At 71.7% G+C, this 17,733-nt stretch carries 15 protein-coding genes; 6 read left to right on the top strand and 9 right to left on the bottom strand.

Annotated features, from left to right (window positions below):
* Positions 1-401: 401 nt before the first annotated feature.
* The 8 genes from CEK66_RS18220 to CEK66_RS18185 all read right to left on the bottom strand — a co-directional run bounded on the left by CEK66_RS18220 (position 402) and on the right by CEK66_RS18185 (position 8,332).
* Complete coding sequence (locus tag CEK66_RS18220) at positions 402-1,376, bottom strand: phosphatidate cytidylyltransferase (RefSeq protein WP_017909398.1); 975 nt, start codon at positions 1,374-1,376, stop codon at positions 402-404.
* On the bottom strand, positions 1,373-2,005 hold the full coding sequence (locus CEK66_RS18215) for a lysophospholipid acyltransferase family protein (protein WP_152237847.1): 633 nt from the start codon (positions 2,003-2,005) through the stop codon (positions 1,373-1,375). Before CEK66_RS18215 ends, CEK66_RS18220 begins: the two co-directional genes overlap by 4 nt.
* Positions 2,002-2,655 (bottom strand): CDP-alcohol phosphatidyltransferase family protein, encoded by a 654-nt coding sequence (locus CEK66_RS18210; RefSeq protein ID WP_152237846.1) that lies wholly within the window; start codon positions 2,653-2,655, stop codon positions 2,002-2,004. Before CEK66_RS18210 ends, CEK66_RS18215 begins: the two co-directional genes overlap by 4 nt.
* Positions 2,655-4,124, bottom strand: coding sequence for a TIGR04222 domain-containing membrane protein (locus CEK66_RS18205; RefSeq protein WP_152237845.1), 1,470 nt, complete (start codon positions 4,122-4,124; stop codon positions 2,655-2,657). The genes CEK66_RS18210 and CEK66_RS18205 overlap by 1 nt, the downstream gene beginning before the upstream one ends.
* A complete protein-coding gene (locus CEK66_RS18200) occupies positions 4,121-4,570 on the bottom strand; it encodes a hypothetical protein (RefSeq protein ID WP_152237844.1) in 450 nt (149 codons plus the stop codon). The genes CEK66_RS18205 and CEK66_RS18200 overlap by 4 nt, the downstream gene beginning before the upstream one ends.
* Positions 4,567-5,904 carry a phosphatase PAP2/dual specificity phosphatase family protein gene (locus CEK66_RS18195; RefSeq protein WP_152237843.1) on the bottom strand — a complete coding sequence of 446 codons (1,338 nt, stop codon included), beginning with the start codon at positions 5,902-5,904 and terminating at the stop codon, positions 4,567-4,569. Before CEK66_RS18195 ends, CEK66_RS18200 begins: the two co-directional genes overlap by 4 nt.
* Positions 5,901-7,655, bottom strand: a complete 1,755-nt coding sequence (locus CEK66_RS18190) for a bifunctional alpha/beta hydrolase/class I SAM-dependent methyltransferase (RefSeq protein ID WP_152237842.1) — start codon at positions 7,653-7,655, stop codon at positions 5,901-5,903. Before CEK66_RS18190 ends, CEK66_RS18195 begins: the two co-directional genes overlap by 4 nt.
* A 62-nt stretch (positions 7,656-7,717) precedes the next feature.
* Positions 7,718-8,332 (bottom strand): CDP-alcohol phosphatidyltransferase family protein, encoded by a 615-nt coding sequence (locus CEK66_RS18185; protein ID WP_017911013.1) that lies wholly within the window; start codon positions 8,330-8,332, stop codon positions 7,718-7,720.
* Positions 8,333-8,588: 256 nt separating this feature from the next.
* Between CEK66_RS18185 and purH the strand changes: the two genes are divergently transcribed.
* The 6 genes from purH to yccS all read left to right on the top strand — a co-directional run bounded on the left by purH (position 8,589) and on the right by yccS (position 16,415).
* Positions 8,589-10,172, top strand: coding sequence for a bifunctional phosphoribosylaminoimidazolecarboxamide formyltransferase/IMP cyclohydrolase (gene purH, locus CEK66_RS18180; protein WP_152181636.1), 1,584 nt, complete (start codon positions 8,589-8,591; stop codon positions 10,170-10,172).
* 11 nt (positions 10,173-10,183) lie between these two features.
* Positions 10,184-11,047, top strand: coding sequence for a hypothetical protein (locus CEK66_RS18175; protein WP_193312707.1), 864 nt, complete (start codon positions 10,184-10,186; stop codon positions 11,045-11,047).
* 55 nt (positions 11,048-11,102) lie between these two features.
* Entirely contained in the window at positions 11,103-12,392 is a 1,290-nt protein-coding gene (gene purD, locus CEK66_RS18170) for a phosphoribosylamine--glycine ligase (RefSeq protein ID WP_152237841.1), read from the top strand.
* 798 nt (positions 12,393-13,190) lie between these two features.
* The gene (locus CEK66_RS18165; RefSeq protein ID WP_226978674.1) at positions 13,191-13,721 is read left to right on the top strand and encodes a uracil-DNA glycosylase family protein; all 531 of its coding nucleotides are present in this window, start codon (positions 13,191-13,193) and stop codon (positions 13,719-13,721) included.
* 212 nt (positions 13,722-13,933) lie between these two features.
* Entirely contained in the window at positions 13,934-14,134 is a 201-nt protein-coding gene (locus CEK66_RS18160; RefSeq protein ID WP_226978673.1) for a hypothetical protein, read from the top strand.
* A 52-nt stretch (positions 14,135-14,186) separates the two neighbouring features.
* Positions 14,187-16,415 (top strand): YccS family putative transporter, encoded by a 2,229-nt coding sequence (gene yccS, locus CEK66_RS18155; protein WP_152237840.1) that lies wholly within the window; start codon positions 14,187-14,189, stop codon positions 16,413-16,415.
* On the opposite strand, the gene CEK66_RS18150 is transcribed toward yccS, so the two are convergent.
* Entirely contained in the window at positions 16,354-17,571 is a 1,218-nt protein-coding gene (locus tag CEK66_RS18150; RefSeq protein ID WP_152237839.1) for an MFS transporter, read from the bottom strand. The genes yccS and CEK66_RS18150 overlap by 62 nt on opposite strands.
* Between the last annotated feature and the right edge of the window lie 162 nt (positions 17,572-17,733).

Genomic DNA, 17,733 nt, shown 5'->3' with positions numbered 1-17,733 from the left:
GGAATCGGGAATCGGGAATCCAGCGTACTGTCCTGCATGACTTGAGTGTCAAGCGATCCGACACACATCGCGACCCAGCGTGTAGCGCCTGCACATCGCCCTCATAGGTGCGGCTTCAGCCGCGACGCCTGAAACCCACCCTGGCGATAGCAAACGCGCTACCGCAGCGAAGAAACCACAGAACGCCGAACGCGGCGCCTCGCCATTGTGGGAGGGGCTTCAGCCCCGACGCGACATCGTCTGAAGATGCGGGTGCAGAAGCCATGCTGTGCTCCTGCGCGATCAGCCGTTACGCGCTCTCGGTAAAGCATCGCGGCTGACGCCGCTCCTACGCAGGCGCAACACTCGCAGCGCGCGCCACTCCAACGAATCCCCAATCCCACCATCCCCACTCCCCGCCCTCACACCCACCCATAGCGGATCAGGTGGAAGAACACCGGCGCCGCGAAGCACACCGAGTCCAATCGATCGAGCACGCCGCCGTGGCCTTCGATCATGTGGCCCCAGTCCTTGATGCCGCGGTCGCGCTTGATCGCCGACATCACCAGGCCGCCGAAGAAGCCCATCAGGTTGGCGACCAGCGCCAGCGCGAACGCCTGCAGCGGCGAGAACGGGGTGATCCACCACAGCGCCGCGCCGAGCAGGCTGGCCGAGAGGATGCCGCCGACGAAACCTTCCACGGTCTTGGACGGCGACAGCTTGGGCGCGATCAGGTGCCGGCCCAGCAGCTTGCCCCACACGTACTGCAGCACGTCGGAGGACTGCACCACGATCACCAGGAACGCGAACAGCAGCAGGTTGCGGTCCTCGTAGCCGGGAATGCGCAGGTTCAGCAGCGCCGGCACGTGCGAGATGCAGAACACGCTGATCATCAGCCCCCACTGCACCTTGGCGGTGCGCTCCAGGTAGCGCGTGGTGTCGCCGCCGATGGTGGACAGGATCGGCAGCACCAGGAACGCGTAGACCGGGATCAGCAGCGTGTACAGGCCGTACCAGTCGCTCCACACCAGCCAGTACTGCCACGGCAGCACCACGTAGAACGCGGCCAGCAGCGCGTAGTAGTCACCGCGCCGGGTGGGAGTGAGGGTGATGAACTCGCGCAGCGCAAACAGCGACACCAGCGCGAACAGCACGATCACGCCGAGCCGTCCGAAGGCGAACGCCAACGCCACCACCGTCGCCATCACCCACCAGGCGCGGATCCGCGCCACCAGGTTGTCCAGCACCGCGCTGGGCCGTTCGCGCGCGCGCCAGCGCAGGGTCTCGGCGATCAGCGTGGCCACCACCAGCACCGTGGCGATGCCCAGGAACAGCCATACCGTCTGTTGCCGCAGCGAGGATTGCTGCAGGTGTTCGCTCAGCGCGATCGGATTCATCGGGCGGCCTCCGCCTGCTCCGGCGCCAACGCCAACAAGGCCGCGCGCGCGCGATCGAGGAAGGCCTGCTTGTCCTCGCCGGCGCCCAGCCGCAGCGGTTCGCCGAAGGTGGTGGTGCACAGCAACGGCAACGGCAGCCACTTGCCCTTGGGCATCACCCGCTTGAGGTTGTCGATCCACACCGGCACGAACTCCAGTTCCGGGCGCTGCCGTGCCAGGTGATAGAGACCGCTCTTGAACGGCAGCAGCCCCTCCTCGGTATTGCGCGTGCCTTCCGGGAACAGGATCAGCGAGCCGCCGCTGTCGACCGCCTCGCACAGGCAGGCGATCGGATCGCGCTGGCGCTGCTGCGGATCGCGCTCGATCAGCACGCCGTTGAACACCGCGTGGATCAGGTAGCGGCGCAACGCGTCGCGCTGCCAATAGTCGGCCGCCGCCACCGGCCGCACCTCGCGTCGCAGCGCTGCCGGCAACGACGACCAGATCAGCACGAAATCGCCGTGGCTGGCGTGGTTGCCGTAGTACACGCGGCGCTCGCTGGACGGCATGCAGCCGCGCCACAGCGCACGTGCGCCGGTGAGCAGACGGATCGCGGCACTGCAGCCGCGGGCGATCAGACGGGCGATCATTTCCACTCCAGTTCGCGCACGATGGCGCGCACGCGAATCACGATGGTCAGGGCGGCGGCGGCGATCAACAGCGCCAGCGCCACGGCAAGCAGCATGTAGGCCAGTGTGGCGTGCTGCAGCAGCAATGCAGCGGCCGCCGCCAACGCGGCCAGCGACAGCCAATGCATGCGCTGCACGCGCGCCATCGGCCCCTGCAACGGTTCGCGCACCGCGCAGGCCAGGCCGAGCATGCGCACGTAGGCGGTGCCCATGCACACCAGCGCAGCGGCCCAGCCCAGCTCCGCACCGACGCCCAGCACCGGCTGCAGGCCATAGCCCACGCCCAGGCACACCGCCACGTCCGACAACCGGTCCGGCGCTTCGTTGTACACCGCCCCGGCACGGCCGATCATCTGCGCCTGCTGCGCCAGCAGCCCGTCCAGGCGGTTGCACAGCAGCCGCGCCTGCAGCGCCAGCGCCGCCAGCACCAGCAGCGCGGCGGCATTGGCCGGCGGCTCGCGCCAGGCCAGGGCGAACATCAGCGCCGCCAGCACCGCGCACGCCAGTCCGGTCCAGGACACGCCATTGGGCGTGGCCCCACGCGCGCGCAACGCCAGCGCCAGCCGCGCGCGCCACTGCGCCCGCCGCGCCTGCCAGGTCGAAGCGGCCATCAGTCGCCGCCTCCACAGCCGCCGCAGCCACCCCCGCCGCAACTGCTGCCGCCGTCGCTGCTGCCACCTCCCCCACCGCAGTTGCTGGTCGAACAGCTGCCGCCGCGGCCGTTGGCTGCGGGCGCACGCAAGGCGTGATAGTCGGCCCAGGGCGTGGTCATCAGCACGCTGGTACCGGCCAGGGCCAGCGGCAGCGCCAGGTGCGAACCGGGCGCCAGCGAGGGCGCGGCGACGCCATCGCGCCAGGCCGCCTCGCGGTCGGCCAGCAAGGCATCGCCGGCGACGCTGCGCCGCGGCGGCGTGAGCAGGAAGCCGAGCGCAACGACGCTGACCACCACCATCGCCGCCACCAGAAAGCCGATCGGGCGCTGCAACTGCAGGCCGATCCGCACCTTCATCACGCCCAGGGTCCACAGCGCCAGCAACGGCGCGGCGCCGAACAGGCGGGCGCACAGCGCCTGCCCGTGGCCCAGCCACAGCCCCTTGGCGACCAGCGCCCGACGCAGCGGCGCGGCATCACGCTGCAACGCGGCCAGCGCCGGGCGCAGGTGCGGCTGCGCGCGCACGATCGCCAGCGCGCGTTGCAGCGCCGGCGGTACCGCGACCGTGGTGGACTGCAGCCGCGCCTGGCGGCGCACGTGCGGCTCCGCCTGCAGGCGCACCGCGCCGGCCGCCAGCAGCAGAGCCAACTGCTGGTCGGCGACGCGTTCGCTGCCGCCGGCCAGATAGGCCAGTTCGGTGGCATCGAGCGACGTGTCGAGCGCGGCGCGGCGCAGTCCGCGCACGGCCAGGCGCAGGCGCGCGCCCAGGCTCCAGGCCAGGCCGATGCCGGCCAGGAACAGCAGCAGGAACGGCGGTCCCGGCCAGTGCAGCGGCGACAGCGGACCGTGGCGTTGCCAGAGCACTGCGAACAGCAGGGCAACGCCCAGCATCCAGCCCCACAGGGCGACGCCGCGGCGCGTGGGCGCGCTGCGGCGCGTGCGTGCCTGGCGCGGTGCCGGCGCGGGCGGCCGCGTGCCGGCCGGGGCCGGCCAGCACGCCGTTGGCGGTTCGCCGAAGTAGTGCCGGTAATGCGCCAGGGTGGCCGCGTACTGGGCCTGGAAGCGCGCGGCGTCGGCCGGGTCGCCGCGCCCGGGGTGGTGGTGCAGGGTGCGGCGCAGCACCTGTGGACAGAACCGCTGCCAGTATTCGCGGGTGTCGGTGAGGTGTGCATGCCAGGCCTGGTCGACCAGCGGACTCGGCGTGATCTCTTCGCCGGCGACGCAGGCCAGGAAGCAGAAACGCCGGTATTCCTCGACCAGTTGCGTGGCCAGCGCCGGCGACACGCCGGCCTCCTCGGCGACGCGACGCTCGAACGCCGCCAACGCCGTCTCGCCCTCGCCGAAGTCGTCGGCCTGCAGACGCTGCCACAACGCCGCGTGATCGGGATCGACGCTGGCCGGCAGCAGTGGCGTCGGCGTTCGCGTCATCGCAGCGCTCCCCAGCCAGCGGGCGCCGAGCACAGTGCCAGCAGCAGTGACAGAACCTGCAGGGCGAAACACAGCAGCTGCCGCCGCAGCAGGCGGCGCATGCCCTGCCAGCGCGCCAGCCAGTCGCGTGGCGGCGGCAGCATGCGCAGCAGGCCCAATCGCTGCAGGGCCGCGTCCAGATCGGCACCGGCGCGCGGCAGGTCCGGTTCGGCCAGCACCGCTTCAAGCAGCGCCACGTCCAGGCCGACCCGCGCCGCCCAGTAGCGCTGCAACAGGCCCGCCAACGCGGCGACGCCGCACCAGACCACCGCAAGCAGCGCGCCGCCGCCGGCGTACCACGCCGCCAGCGCCACCGTCAGCGCGAGCAACAGCAGCGACAGCCGATCCAGCGGCGCACCCTGGCGCAACACCGCCGCCATCGTGCGCAGTTCCAGCGGCGTGCTCATGCCGGCACCTCCTGCGCCTGCAGCGGCGCCGGCGGCGCGGTGCAGGCGGCGGCGATGGCGGCACGCTGCGCCGGTCCCAGCACGATGCGTGGCGCGCGCGCCCGCAACAGGGCCAGCGCGTCGTCCAGCGTGGCGGCACGGCCGCTGCGCAGCAGCCAGGTGGCCACCGCGGCCGCACTGCGCGAATAGCCCAGCGCGCAGCAGGCCAGCACCGCGCCGTGCGTGCGCGCCGCCGCGATCGCGTCGGCGGCCGCGCGCAAGGCCGCGGCCGGCGGCGCCACCAGGTCCAGCATCGGCACCACACGGTCGTGCGCCTGCGCCTCGCGCAACGACAGTTCGGCACTGACATCGACCACCGCGGCGAAGCGCGTGCGCTCGCCGCGGCCGGGCAGGCGCCCGAGCCAGACGCCGTCGGCGATCTCGCGCGGCGCAGGATCGCGCCAGGTCCAGGCACGCGAGTTGAGCCAGGCGGCGGCCAGGTACGGCGCGTACAGCCAGCGCGCGGCCAGGCTCAGGCGGCCGTCGTCACGTTTCTGCATGCCCGGCGGGCCGAGCAGCGCGTAACTGAGCGCCACCAGCAGCAGCGACAGCGCCGGCCACAGCAGCCACCAGCCGGCGCCGCCGAGCGCGCGTGCGGCGGCCACGCAGACCGCGCTGCCGAGCAGGTACAGCGCGGCCAGACGCCAGCGCCGCGGATCGCGCGCGGGTGCCGCGGCGCGCCACGGCGCGGCGATGCGCTCCGGCCACAGCCACACGCACAGCCAGCCGGCGGCCAGGCCGGTGGGCACGTCGAGGAAATGATGCTGGTAGGTGGTCAGCACCGACAGGCCGATCAGCGCGAACCAACCGTGCAGGGCCAGCCGCGCCAGCCCGTGCAGGTGCTGCGCATAGCGCACCCACAGCACCACCAGCAGCACGATGTGCAGCGACGGCGCCTGGTTGAACGGCTTGTCGAAGCCGAGCAGCACCGCGAACAGCCAGCCGAACACGCCCTCGGTCGGCGGCCGCTCGAAACTGAAGCGCAACGGCCACAGCAGGAAGCAGCCCACCGCCAGCAGTTGCGCGGTGAGCAGACGCCGCGCATGCGTGTCCAGTTCGACACGCGTGCGGCAGACGAAGAACGAGATCACGTAGAACAGGTCGATCGACCAGTACGGCACGATGGTCCACGGCCAGAACGGGATCTGGGTTTCCCAGGCGAACGGCAGCGACGGCACGGCGGCGCGACGCGCGGCCAGCGTGTTGGCCAGGCCGTAGCTGAGGAAGAAGAACGGCCCCAGCAGCGCCAGCCAGGCCAGCGCCCGCCGCCACGGCCGCGCGGCCGCGGCGCTCATGGCGCGATCCGCTGCGCCAGCGACACGGTGAAGATGCCCCATTCGTCGATGCGCTGCTCCAGCTTGCGGAAGCCGGCCGTGCGCACCAGTTCGTCCATCTCCTGCTGGGTACGCCGGCGCATCACCCAGGCCGCGCCGCCGCGGTGGCTGGTCAGCGCGCGGGCGATGAACTCCAGCTGCGGATGCCAGGGCTGGCCGGTGTAGGCCAGGTAGCCGCCCGGCTCCACCGCCGCGGCCACGCCCTGCAGCGAGCGCAGCACCTGGTCGTTGTCCGGGAACAGCTCGTACAGGCCCGACACCACCGCCAGCGTCGGCCGCGGCTGCAGCGCGGCCAGCGCGTCGCGGTCGAAGGCGTCGCCCTGTTCGAAGCGGGCGATGTCGGTGGCGCCGAGCGTGGCGATCAGCGCGCGACCCTGCGCCACGTTCAAGGGGCTGAAATCGCGCAACAGGATCGCGTCGGCGCGCTGGCTGCCGCCGGCCAGCGCTTCGAGCACGTAGCGGCCGTGGCCGGCGGCGATGTCCAGCGCGCGCACCGGCAGGCCGGCGGCACGCAGCCGCTGCATCGCCAGGCCCAGCAGCTCATGCAGATGCTGGCGACGCACGCGGATGCCGCGCCAGCCGATCGCATCCAGGTAGTTGCGGTCGATCATCCGCCCCAGCGGGCCGCGCCCGGCCGCCTGGTCGCGGTAGATGTAGTCCAGCGTGCTGCCGGAATCGAAACCGGTCTGCAGGCCGAGGGCGATGCCTTCGGAGAGCTGCCCGCCCAGGCGCAGGCCGGCGCGCACGCCGCGCCAGCGCAGATCCTGCAGGCTGTACCGTTCCGGTGGCCAGGCCAGACGCTCGGCTTCCTCGAAGGTCGGCCCGCGGCGGTGCGCGTGGCGCAGACTGGGCAATGCCGGTTCCTCGGCGAAGCGCTCGCGCACGAAGCGACGGATCTGCGCCAGCGCCGGCGCGCGATCGCGCTCGCCCAGCGTGTCGTGGAAGAAACCGGGCAGCAGGTGGCGCTCCTTCACCGGCGAGGACAGGCGCTCGTAAAAGCGGTCCTGCGGGCCGCGGTGCACCACGAAGTCGCTGCCGGACACCAGCAATTGCACCGGCACGGTGATCGCCTGCGCATCGCCGACCACGCGATCCGCCGCCGCGTACAGGCCCAGCAGCACGCGCACCGAGATCGGCCGGGTGATCAGCGGATCGTTGCGGTAGCTCTCGACCCGCGCCGGGTCGTGGGTCAGCCACTGCGGCTTGACGTAGCTGTTGACGAAGAAGTTGCCGCGCAGCGTCTGCATCAGGGCCAGCCCGGGCCGCGCGAACGGCACGTACAGCTTGACCTTGAACGCCGGCGAGGCCAGCACCAGCGCGCGCAGCGGCGGCGCGTAGTCGTGCACCCAGGTGCTGGCGACCACCGCGCCCACGCTCTGCGCCACCACCACGATGTCCTGCACGGCGATGCCGTGGACCTCGCCGATGTGCGCGACGAAGCGGTCCAGGTCGCGCACCAGCGCCGAGAAGCCGGGCGCGTCGCCGCGCGCGCCGGGCGAGCGGCCGTTGCCGCGCGCATCCCAGGCGAACAGCGCGCACTCGTCCAGGCCCAGTTCCTCGGCCAGGTGCATGACCCGCCCGGAATGCTCGTGGCCACGGTGCAGCAGCACCACCGCCCGCGGCGGCGCCGCCGGCGTCGTGGCCGGCCAGTGCCGGTAGAACAATCGTGTGCCGTCGAAACTGGCGAATTCGCTTTCGTTGACCTGCCGCATCCGTTGCCGATTCCTTGTCTGTCTTGAATCCCTGTTCGCCGCGGCCACGCCGGCCGCCCCGCTCACGCGCGTGCCGCCGCCTCGCGCAATCCCGCCGCGACCCGGCGCAGCACGGTCGCCGCGCACAACAGCGCCACCGCCATGGCGACGGCCGTGACCGTCGCCGCGCCGATCCAGGCGCCGGCCAGCAGCAGCCCCAGCACGCCGATGACGAAGGCACGGTCGCTCTTGCCCATCGGCCCATCGTAGCGGCGGCTGGCGCCGACCATCAGCCCGAGCACGCCGGCATATTCGGTCAAGGCCGCGGTCAGCGCCATCAGCCACAGCCAGCCGGCACCGACGCCGGGCACGCCGAGCAGGCTCAGGTACAGCGCCGCATCGGCGACCACGTCGCATAGTTCGTTGAGGTAGGCGCCCAGCCGCGACTGCTGGCCGAACTCGCGCGCCAGCATGCCGTCCACCGCGTTCAAGGCCATCCGCAGCAGCATCCACAGCGGCAGCAGCGCGTACCACAGCGGTTGCGCCGCGCCTTGCGTGTAGACCACCGCGGCGACCAGCAGCGACAGCAGCGCCGCGGCCGCCGTCACCTGGTTGGCGGTGACGCCGAGCCGGTACAGCACGCGCACGCCGGGCCGCAGCAGGTCCTGGAAACGTCCTTTGAGGGCATAGATCGACACGCGCGTGGTCCTGACGGCGAGGGCGGGGCGGCGACAGCCTAATGCATCGCAGCGGCTGCGCGCGCGGCCGAAGCCACGGCGCAGGTGTTCTGCACGGTCCGCACGCACCGCGCGCGCGGCTCCACGGCGAGGCGCGCACACCGTGTGCCAGCGCCGCCGCCCACGCGATCCGCAGGCCCGTAGGCCCGCCCGGCCGGGCGTCGGCGGGCCTCAGCGCCTACAATGGCGGCCCGTTCCGCTGCCCCCGCCCTGCCCCATGTCCTCCGATTTCCTGCCCGTGCGCCGGGCGCTGCTGTCCGTTTCCGACAAGACCGGCCTGATCGACTTGGCCCGCGCGCTGGCCGCGCGCAACGTCGAACTGCTGTCCACCGGCGGCACCGCCAAGGCGCTGCGCGAGGCCGGGCTGGCGGTGAAGGACGTGTCCGAACTGACCGGCTTCCCGGAAATGATGGACGGCCGGGTCAAGACCCTGCACCCGCTGGTGCACGGCGGCCTGCTCGGCCGCGCCGGCACCGACGATGCGGTGATGGCCGAGCACGGCATCGCCGCGATCGACCTGCTGGTGCTCAACCTGTATCCGTTCGAGGCGGTCACCGCCAAGGCCGACTGCACGCTCGCCGACGCGGTGGAGAACATCGACATCGGCGGCCCGGCGATGCTGCGCTCGGCGGCCAAGAACTTCGCCCGCGTGGCGGTGGCCACCGACCCGGCGCAGTACGCCGAACTGCTGGCCGAGCTGGAGGCCAACGACGGCCGGCTGTCGGCGGCCAAACGCTTCGCCCTGGCCGTGGCCGCGTTCAACCGCGTCGCCCAGTACGACGCGGCGATCAGCAACTACCTGTCCGCGGTCACCGCCAGCGACGCCGCCGTGCCCACGCGCAGCGCGTTCCCGGCGCAGATGAACTCCAGCTTCGTCAAGGTGATGGAACTGCGCTACGGCGAGAACCCGCACCAGCAGGCCGCGTTCTACCGCGACCTCTCCCCCACGCCCGGCACCCTGGCCACCTTCACCCAGCTGCAGGGCAAGGAGCTGTCCTACAACAACATCGCCGACAGCGATGCGGCCTGGGAGTGCGTGCGCCAGTTCGATGCGCCGGCCTGCGTCATCGTCAAGCACGCCAACCCGTGCGGCGTGGCGGTCGGCGCCGGCTGCGGCGATGCCTACGAACTGGCCTACGCCACCGACCCGACCAGCGCCTTCGGCGGCATCATCGCCTTCAACCGGCGCCTGGATGCGGCCACCGCGCAGGCGATCCTGGACCGCCAGTTCGTCGAAGTGCTGATCGCCCCCGACTACGACGACGCCGCGCTGGAGTACGCCAAGAAGAAGGCCAACGTGCGCGTGCTGCGCATCCCCGCCGGCGACGGCGCCTACGGCATCGACAGCAAGCGGGTCGGCTCCGGCATCCTGCTGCAGACCAGCGACGCGCACGTGGTGCCGCGCGATGCGCTGAAGGTGGTGACCCGGCTGGCGCCGACCGAGGCGCAGTTCGATGACCTGCTGTTCGCGTGGAAGGTGGCCAAGTACGTCAAGTCCAACGCCATCGTCTACGCCAAGGACCACCGCACCATCGGCGTCGGTGCCGGGCAGATGAGCCGGGTGTACTCGGCGCGTATCGCCGGGATCAAGGCCACCGACGCCGGCCTGGCCGTGGAGGGCTCGGTGATGGCCTCCGATGCGTTCTTCCCGTTCCGCGACGGCATCGACGCCGCCGCCGCGGCCGGCATCAAGGCGGTGATCCAGCCGGGCGGTTCGATGCGCGACGCCGAAGTGATCGCCGCGGCCGACGAGCACGGCATCGCCATGGTGTTCACCGGCGTGCGCCACTTCCGCCACTGAGGTCTGCAGCGATGCGCCTGTCCGCTGTCGTGCCCCGTCCGCTCGCCGTGCTGGCCGTGGCCGGTGCCCTCGTGCTGGGCGGTTGCACGCCGGCCGCGCCCCCCGCCCCCAGCGCCGCACCTGCGGCCGCGCCCGCCAGCGCCGCCGCGCCCGCGCACGTCAGCCGCACCGCGCGCCTGCAGACGTTCCTGCAGCAACGCTACGGTAGCGCCGCGACGCTCGCCGGGCATTGGCCGGGGCAATGGACCCAGGGGGGCGACAGCCATGCGGTGGACTGGCAGGTGTGCGCCGAACAGCCGGTGGTCACCGGCGACGGCTGGCAGCAGTTGCTGGCGGTGTGCGGCGCGCTGCGCGACGCCGGCCATCCCGAACCGGGCACCATCGACTTCTACGTGTTGCGCCCCGAGGGCCAGGGCTTCGCCGTCGCCGCCGAGCGCACCGGCGGCACCTACGGCAGCCAGGGCCAGCCCGGCGAGGTCGGCATCGTCCGCGCCGGCAGCGATTTCTACGGGTTCCGCGTCGAGGACGGCTGGTTCGGCCAGGGCTACGCGCTGCAATCGCAGACCCTGATCCTACCCGGCCCCAAGGGCCTGGTGGACGCCGGCAGCGTGCGCAGCCACATCGACAACAGCGCCGCCGCCGACTGCGATGCCGCCGATGCGGCCGCGGACTGCAAGGCTGGCCAGTTCGCCATCGACTTCGCCCTGCGCTTCGACGACCGCGACCACGCCGCCCGCGTCTGGCCGCTGCTGATCGAGGAAACCGGCACGGAGTGCGGCCAGCGCCCGGTGCAGCGCAGCCACCGCTTCGCCCTGGACGCGAAGACCTGGACCTACCATTTCCCCGAGGCGCTGCAGCGCGAAGGCTGCACGTGAGGCGCGCGCGCCCGGCGCAGCCGTTCCCCTTTCCCCTGCAATCTGGAATTCCGCGATGAAACTGCTCGTCATCGGCTCCGGCGGCCGCGAACACGCCCTGGCCTGGAAGCTGGCCCAGTCCCCCCGTGTCGACGAAGTGCTGGTCGCGCCCGGCAATGCCGGTACCGCCGGCGAGGCCAAGTGCCGCAACGTGCCGGTCAAGGTCAACGACCTCGACGGACTGCTCGCGCTGGCCCTGGACGAAGGCGTGGCACTGACCGTGGTCGGCCCGGAAGTGCCGCTGGTGCTGGGCGTGGTCGACCGCTTCCGCGCCGCCGGGCTGCGCATCTTCGGCCCCAGCGCTGCCGCCGCGCAGTTGGAAGGCAGCAAGGCCTACGCCAAGGATTTCCTGCAGCGCCACGGTATTCCCACCGCGTTCTACGCCGTGCACACCGAGGTCGAGGCCGCGCTGGCCTATGTCCGCGACAAGGGCGCGCCGATCGTGATCAAGGCCGACGGCCTGGCCGCCGGCAAGGGCGTGATCGTGGCGATGTCGCTGGACGAGGCCGAGGCCGCGGTGCGCGACATGCTGTCCGGCAACGCGTTCGGCGACGCTGGCGCGCGCGTGGTGATCGAGGAATTCCTCGACGGCGAGGAAGCCAGCTTCATTTCCATGGTCGACGGCCACACCGCGCTGCCGATGGCCACCAGCCAGGACCACAAGCGCGTCGGCGACGGCGACACCGGCCCCAACACCGGCGGCATGGGCGCGTACTCGCCGGCGCCGGTGGTGACGCCCGAGGTGCACGCGCGGGTGATGCGCGAGGTGGTCGAGCCGACCGTGCGCGGCATGCGCGACGACGGCGTGCCGTTCACCGGTTTCCTGTACGCCGGGCTGATGATCGACGCCAGCGGCGCGCCCAAGGTGATCGAGTTCAACGTGCGCTTCGGCGACCCGGAAACGCAGCCGGTGATGCTGCGTCTGCAGTCGGACCTGCTCGACCTGCTCGAGGCCGCGCTCGACGAGCGCCTGCACGCCACCGAGGCGCAGTGGGATCCGCGCCCGTCGCTGGGCGTGGTGCTGGCGGCGGCGCCGTATCCGGAAACCCCGGTCACCGGCGAAGCGATCACCGGCCTGGACGCGGTGCCGGGCAACGCCAAGGTGTTCCATGCCGGCACCACGCTGGACGCGCAGGGCCGGGTGCTCAGCGCCGGCGGCCGCGTGCTGTGCGTGGCGGCGCTGGGCGACAGCGTGGCCGAGGCGCAGCGGCATGCGTATGCCGGCGTGGAGCAGATTCACTGGGCCAGCGAATTCCACCGCCATGACATCGGCTGGCGCGCGATCGCGCGCGAGCAGGGGGCGTAGCACGTCGCCACGGGCAGGAGCGGCTTCGGCCGCGACGAGCAAAGCCCAGCGCTCGCTGACATCATCCAGCGTCGGGACTGAAGTTCCTCCCACAAGGACACCCGATCCACTCCTTGTGGGAGCGGCTTCAGCCGCGACGAGCAAAGCCCGATGCTGGCTGACACCATCCGGCGTCGGGACTGAAGTCCCTCCCACAAGGACACCCGACCCACTCCCTGGGGGAGCGGCTTCAGCCGCGACGAGCAAAGCCCGATGCTGGCTGACACCACCCGGCGTCGGGACTGAAGTCCCTCCCACAAGGACATCCGATCCACTCCCTGTGGGAGCGGCTTCAGCCGCGACGAGCAAAGCCCGATGCTGGCTGACACCATCCGGCGTAGAGACTGAAGTCCCTCCCACAACGACACCCGACCCACTCCCTGTGGGAGCGGCTTCAGCCGCGACGAGCGAAGCCCGATGACGGCTGACACCATCCGGCGTCGGGACTGAAGTTCCTCCCACAAGGACACCCGACCCACTCCCTGTGGGAGCGGCTTCAGCCGCGACGAGCAAAGCCCGATGCCGGCTGACATCATCCAGCGTCGGGACTGAAGTCCCTCCCACAAGGACACCCGACCCACTCCCTGTGGGAGCGGCTTCAGCCGCGACGAGTGAAGCTCAAAGTGCGGCTGACATCCTCGCTTGCCGGGACTGGTGTCCCTCCCACAAGGAGCGCACACCGCTCTCGCGTGGAAGCCCGCACGCAGCCACCATCGCCGCTGCGCTAGCCTGGATTCCCCACCGATTCGCACACGCTCCATGGCCCTCTCCCCCGCTCTCCGCACCCGCTTCCGCGCGCTCGCCGCGCAGACCGACGGCATCGATACCGCGGCCTATGCCGCCTGCGGCAAGGATCCGCTCGATCCCATCATCGGCCTGGGCCGCCGCGATGCGAAGGTGTGCATCCTCGGTCGCGACCCGGGCCGCAGCGAGGTGGAACACGGCGCGCCCTTCGTCGGCAGCGGCGGCCAACTGGTGCGCAAGGCGCTGTACCGGCACCGGCACCACGGCGCGGAGATGCCCGACTTCGCGGCCGGGCTCGAGGCCGGCCGCGTCGCCTTCTGGCTCAACACCGTGCCGTACAAGCCGGTGGGCAACAAGGCGTGGTCGATGCCGGTGAAGCGGCGCTTCCACCCGCTGATGCGGCGCCTGCTGCTCGAGCAGTGGCGCGGCGATGCCATCCTCACCCTAGGGCGCGTCATCCGTTCCCGAGCATGCCGCGCCGTGATTGCGCGTGCCTGTGGCAAGGAAGAGGGAGGAAGTGGACGTCCGTCCACGCCCGAGCGATGACGCGGTCACGGGCGCGCGCAATCACGGCCCTTCGGGTTGGGCCTGGCAGGCGCGCGGCCGGCGCCGCGCGGCTTGACCTGACGGCCAGTCAGGCGCTGCGCCACGCAACGCCGGCCGCGCGCCTGCCAGACCCAACGCGGTATCCTCGGGAATGGACGACACGCCCTAGCCGCGAGGCCTTCCTGTGGTTCGGCATCGACCAGCCGCGCGAGGTGCGCGCGGCGCTGGAGGCGTTGTGGGCGCGTGAGGACCGCTTCCAGGCGCAGACCGAGGTGGAGCTGCGCAGCGAGGACGGCCGCCGCACCCGCCGCGTGACGCTGTACCCGCTGCCGCATCCCTCGCCGCTCAACCAGACCTGGTACAAACGCTTCCCGGCGCTGCTGGACGCACGCCTGCGACAACTCGCGGTCTGAGCCGGCCTCTAAAAGGGGATCGCATACAGCGACGGTGCGCTATCGTGTCGCCGTGCCGACCCCCTCGATCGAAACCCGCCTCAGCCGCCTGTGGGCCCACGAAAAGGCCAGCTACGGGCTGCGCGTGTTCATCGCGCTGGCGGTGGCGATGGGCGTGTGCTGGCACCTGCAGCAACTGGAGGCGGTGCCGGCGATTTTCCTGGGCACCATCGCCAGCGCCATCGCCGAGACCGACGACAACTGGCTGGGCCGGATCAAGTCGGTGCTGCTGTCGCTGCTGTGTTTCGCCGCCGCCGCGGCCGCGGTGGTGCTGTTGTTCCCGTATCCGTGGCCGTTCGCGGCCGGCCTGGCGCTGTCCACCTTCGCCCTGACCCTGCTCGGCGCGCTCGGCGAACGCTACGCCTCCATCGCCCAGGCCACGGTGGCGCTGGCGATCTACGCGATGATCGGCCTGGACCACGGCACCCAGAACGGCCATGTCGGCGGCAACGCCTGGCACGGCGTGGCCTTGCTGCTGCTCGGCGCCGGCTGGTACGCGGTGCTGTCGGTGCTGTGGACGGTGCTGTTCGCCAACCGGCCGGTGCGCGAGCGGTTGTCGCGGCTGTACCTGGAGCTGGGCCGCTACCTGCGGCTCAAGGCGGCCCTGTTCGAGCCGGTGCGGCAGAGCGACCTGCACGCGCGGCGGCTGGCGCTGGCCGAGCAGAACGCGCAGGTGGTGGCCGCACTCAACGCGGCCAAGACCGCGATCATCAGCCGCTTCGGCCGCTCCGGCCGGCCCGGCGTGCAGTCGGGCCTGTATTTCCGCCTGTACTACATGGCGCAGGACTTCCACGAGCGCGCCAGTTCCTCGCACTACCCGTACGAGGCGCTGACCGACGCGTTCTTCCACAGCGACGTGCTGTACCGCTGCCAGCGCCTGCTTGCCCTGCAGGGCAAGGCCTGCGCGGCGCTGGGCGAGGCGATCCGGCTGCGCCAGCCGTTCGACTACGGCGAGCAGACCCAGCAGGCCACCACCGACCTGCGCGAGTCGCTGGATTTCCTGCACGCCCGTGCCGACCCACGGCAGGCGCGGCTGCTCGGCTCGCTGGAATTGCTGGTGACCAACCTGCACAGCATCGAGCGGCGCCTGGCCGAGGCCGCGCAATCGGACACCACCAGCGACACCCTCGACACCCGCCTGCGCGACTCCTCGCCGCACACCCTGCGCGAGATGCTGCGGCGCCTGGGCCAGCAGCTCACGCCCGGCTCGGTGCTGTTCCGGCACGGGCTGCGCATGGCGATTGCGCTGGTGGTGGGCTACGCCATCATGCAGTCGATCCACGCCAGCAACGGCTACTGGATCCTGCTGACCACCGCCTTCGTGTGCCGGCCCAACTACGGCGCCACCCGCCTGCGCCTGGCCCAGCGCATCGCCGGCACCCTGATCGGCCTGGGCGCGGCGTGGGCGCTGATGCAGCTGTTCCCGGGCACCGAGCTGCAGTTGCTGTTCGCCCTGCTCGGCACGCTGGTGTTCTTCGTCACCCGCACCGACCGCTACATGCTCGCCACCGCGGCGATCACGGTGATGGCGCTGTTCTGCTTCAACCTGATCGGCGACGGCTTCATGCTGATCTGGCCGCGCCTGCTCGACACCCTGATCGGCTGCGCGATCGCCGCCGCCGCCTCGTTCCTGATCCTGCCGGACTGGCAGGGCCGTCGCCTCAACCAGGTGCTGGCGACGGTGCTGTCCAGCAGCGCGCGCTACCTGGCGCAGGTGCTGGAGCAGTACCGCAGCGGCATGCGCGACGACCTGCCCTACCGCATCGCCCGCCGCGACATGCACAACGCCGACGCCGCGCTGTCGGTGGCGCTGTCGAACATGCTGCGCGAGCCCGGCCGCTACCGCCGCAACCTCGATGCCGGCTTCCGCTTCCTGGCTTTGTCCAACACCTTGCTCGGCTATCTGTCGGCGCTGGGCGCGCATCGGGCGGCGCTGGCCGGCGAGACCGATCCGGACATCGCCCGCGCCGGCGACTACCTGCCGCAGGCTCTGGGCGCGCTGGCCGACGCGCTTGCGGAACGACGTGCGCTGCCGGCCGCCGACGAGCCGGCCGAGATCGCACTGGCCGAGGCGCTGGAGCGCGAGGACGGCATCGACGAGGCCAAGCGCCGGCTGGTGCGCAACCAGCTCGCGCTGACCCTGCGCCTGCTGCCCAAGCTGCGCGACGCCGCGCAGGCGGTCACTGCCGCGACGGTGCCGTCGGCGCCTGCGCCGGCGCTTGCCGCGCCGGCCGCACGCTGAGGCCCATCCACAGCAGCGCCACCACCGCCAGCGCCGCACCGCCGAGCGCTACCCCGCGCCAGCCGGCGTAGGCATAGGCCGCGGTGCCGAGGCTGGACCCGATCGCACCGCCGATGAAATAGCAGGTGACGTAGGCCGAGGTGATGCGGTTGCGCGCGGCCGGATCCAGTTGGTAGATCACGCTCTGGTTGCCGATGTGCACGCCCTGCACCGCCACGTCCAGCAGCACCACGCCGGCGATCAGCAGCCACAGCGAGTGCGGCGCGCCGAGCAACAGCAGCCACGACAGCAGCAGCATGACCAGGCCGCCCCAGCCGACCAGATGGCCGGCGCCGCGGTCGGACAGCTTGCCGGACAGGTTGGCGGCGAACGCGCCGGCCGCGCCGATCAGCCCGAACAGGCCGATGGTGGCGGTGCCGTAGCGGTAGTCCGGGCCGGACAGCAGGAACGCCAGGGTGGTCCAGAACATGCTGAAGCCGGCGAACAGCAGCCCGCCCAGCACCGAGCGCGCGCGCAGCACCGGCTCGTCGCGCAGCAGCGCCAGCACCGAACCGATCAGGTGCGGATAGGACAGGTGCGGGTTGCCCGGGTGCCGTGGCAGGCCGCGCCACAGCAGCCCCGAGGCCACCAGGATCAGCGCCGCCGCGACCCAGTACACGGTGTGCCAGCCGCCGATCCCGGCCAGCAGGCCGGACACCGTGCGCGCCAACAGGATGCCCAGCAGCAGGCCGCTCATCACCGTGCCGATGACCCGGCCGCGCTCGTGCGGCGCGGCCAGGGTCGCGGCGAACGGCACCAGGATCTGCGCCGCCACCGAACTCAGGCCGGTGATCAAGGTGCCGAGCAGCAGCAACGCGAAGCTGTGCGCCATCGCGCTGACCAGCAGGCCGACCGCGCTGAGCGCATACAGCCCGACGATCAGGCTGCGGCGCTCGAAGCGGTCGCCCAGCGGCACCAGGAACAGCAGGCCGGCGGCGTAGGCCAGCTGCGCGGTGGTGACCACCGCACCGGCGCGGCGCACGTCGATGGCGAAGGTCTGCGCCAGCACCTCCAGCAGCGGCTGCGCGTAGTAGTTGCTGGCCACCGCCAGGCCGGTGGCGGTGGCCATCAGCAGCACCAGGCCGCGGCGCATCGGCGGATGCGAAGTCGTTTCCATGGACGGACACCGGATCGTGGGGAGGGGCGCAGTCTGTGGCGGTGGCAGCGATCTTTCAAACGCATTTTTTTCACCACTTCCATCTGTTTTCGAGATAGCGTGATTCCCGCGCCGACAGGCCGGCCGGTTCGCCGGGGCCGCCGCTTCGAACGCAGGCGGCGT

This window comes from Xanthomonas sp. LMG 12460, assembly GCF_009192895.1.
GTDB lineage: Bacteria > Pseudomonadota > Gammaproteobacteria > Xanthomonadales > Xanthomonadaceae > Xanthomonas_A > Xanthomonas_A sontii.
The sequence above is the reverse complement of the archived record's forward strand: the minus strand, read 5'-3'. Positions and strand labels throughout refer to the sequence as shown.

Bases quoted from the DNA above. Each gene is read 5' to 3' on its own strand.
- CEK66_RS18215 (WP_152237847.1), bottom strand. From the start codon at position 2,005: ATGATCGCCCGTCTGATCGCCCGCGGCTGCAGTGCCGCGATCCGTCTG.
- CEK66_RS18200 (WP_152237844.1), bottom strand. From the start codon at position 4,570: ATGAGCACGCCGCTGGAACTGCGCACGATGGCGGCGGTGTTGCGCCAG.
- purD (WP_152237841.1), top strand. From the start codon at position 11,103: ATGAAACTGCTCGTCATCGGCTCCGGCGGCCGCGAACACGCCCTGGCC.
- CEK66_RS18190 (WP_152237842.1), bottom strand. From the start codon at position 7,655: ATGCGGCAGGTCAACGAAAGCGAATTCGCCAGTTTCGACGGCACACGA.
- CEK66_RS18175 (WP_193312707.1), top strand. From the start codon at position 10,184: ATGCGCCTGTCCGCTGTCGTGCCCCGTCCGCTCGCCGTGCTGGCCGTG.
- CEK66_RS18210 (WP_152237846.1), bottom strand. From the start codon at position 2,655: ATGGCCGCTTCGACCTGGCAGGCGCGGCGGGCGCAGTGGCGCGCGCGG.
- CEK66_RS18220 (WP_017909398.1), bottom strand. From the start codon at position 1,376: ATGAATCCGATCGCGCTGAGCGAACACCTGCAGCAATCCTCGCTGCGG.
- CEK66_RS18165 (WP_226978674.1), top strand. From the start codon at position 13,191: ATGGCCCTCTCCCCCGCTCTCCGCACCCGCTTCCGCGCGCTCGCCGCG.
- CEK66_RS18150 (WP_152237839.1), bottom strand. From the start codon at position 17,571: ATGGAAACGACTTCGCATCCGCCGATGCGCCGCGGCCTGGTGCTGCTG.
- CEK66_RS18205 (WP_152237845.1), bottom strand. From the start codon at position 4,124: ATGACGCGAACGCCGACGCCACTGCTGCCGGCCAGCGTCGATCCCGAT.
- purH (WP_152181636.1), top strand. From the start codon at position 8,589: ATGTCCTCCGATTTCCTGCCCGTGCGCCGGGCGCTGCTGTCCGTTTCC.
- CEK66_RS18195 (WP_152237843.1), bottom strand. From the start codon at position 5,904: ATGAGCGCCGCGGCCGCGCGGCCGTGGCGGCGGGCGCTGGCCTGGCTG.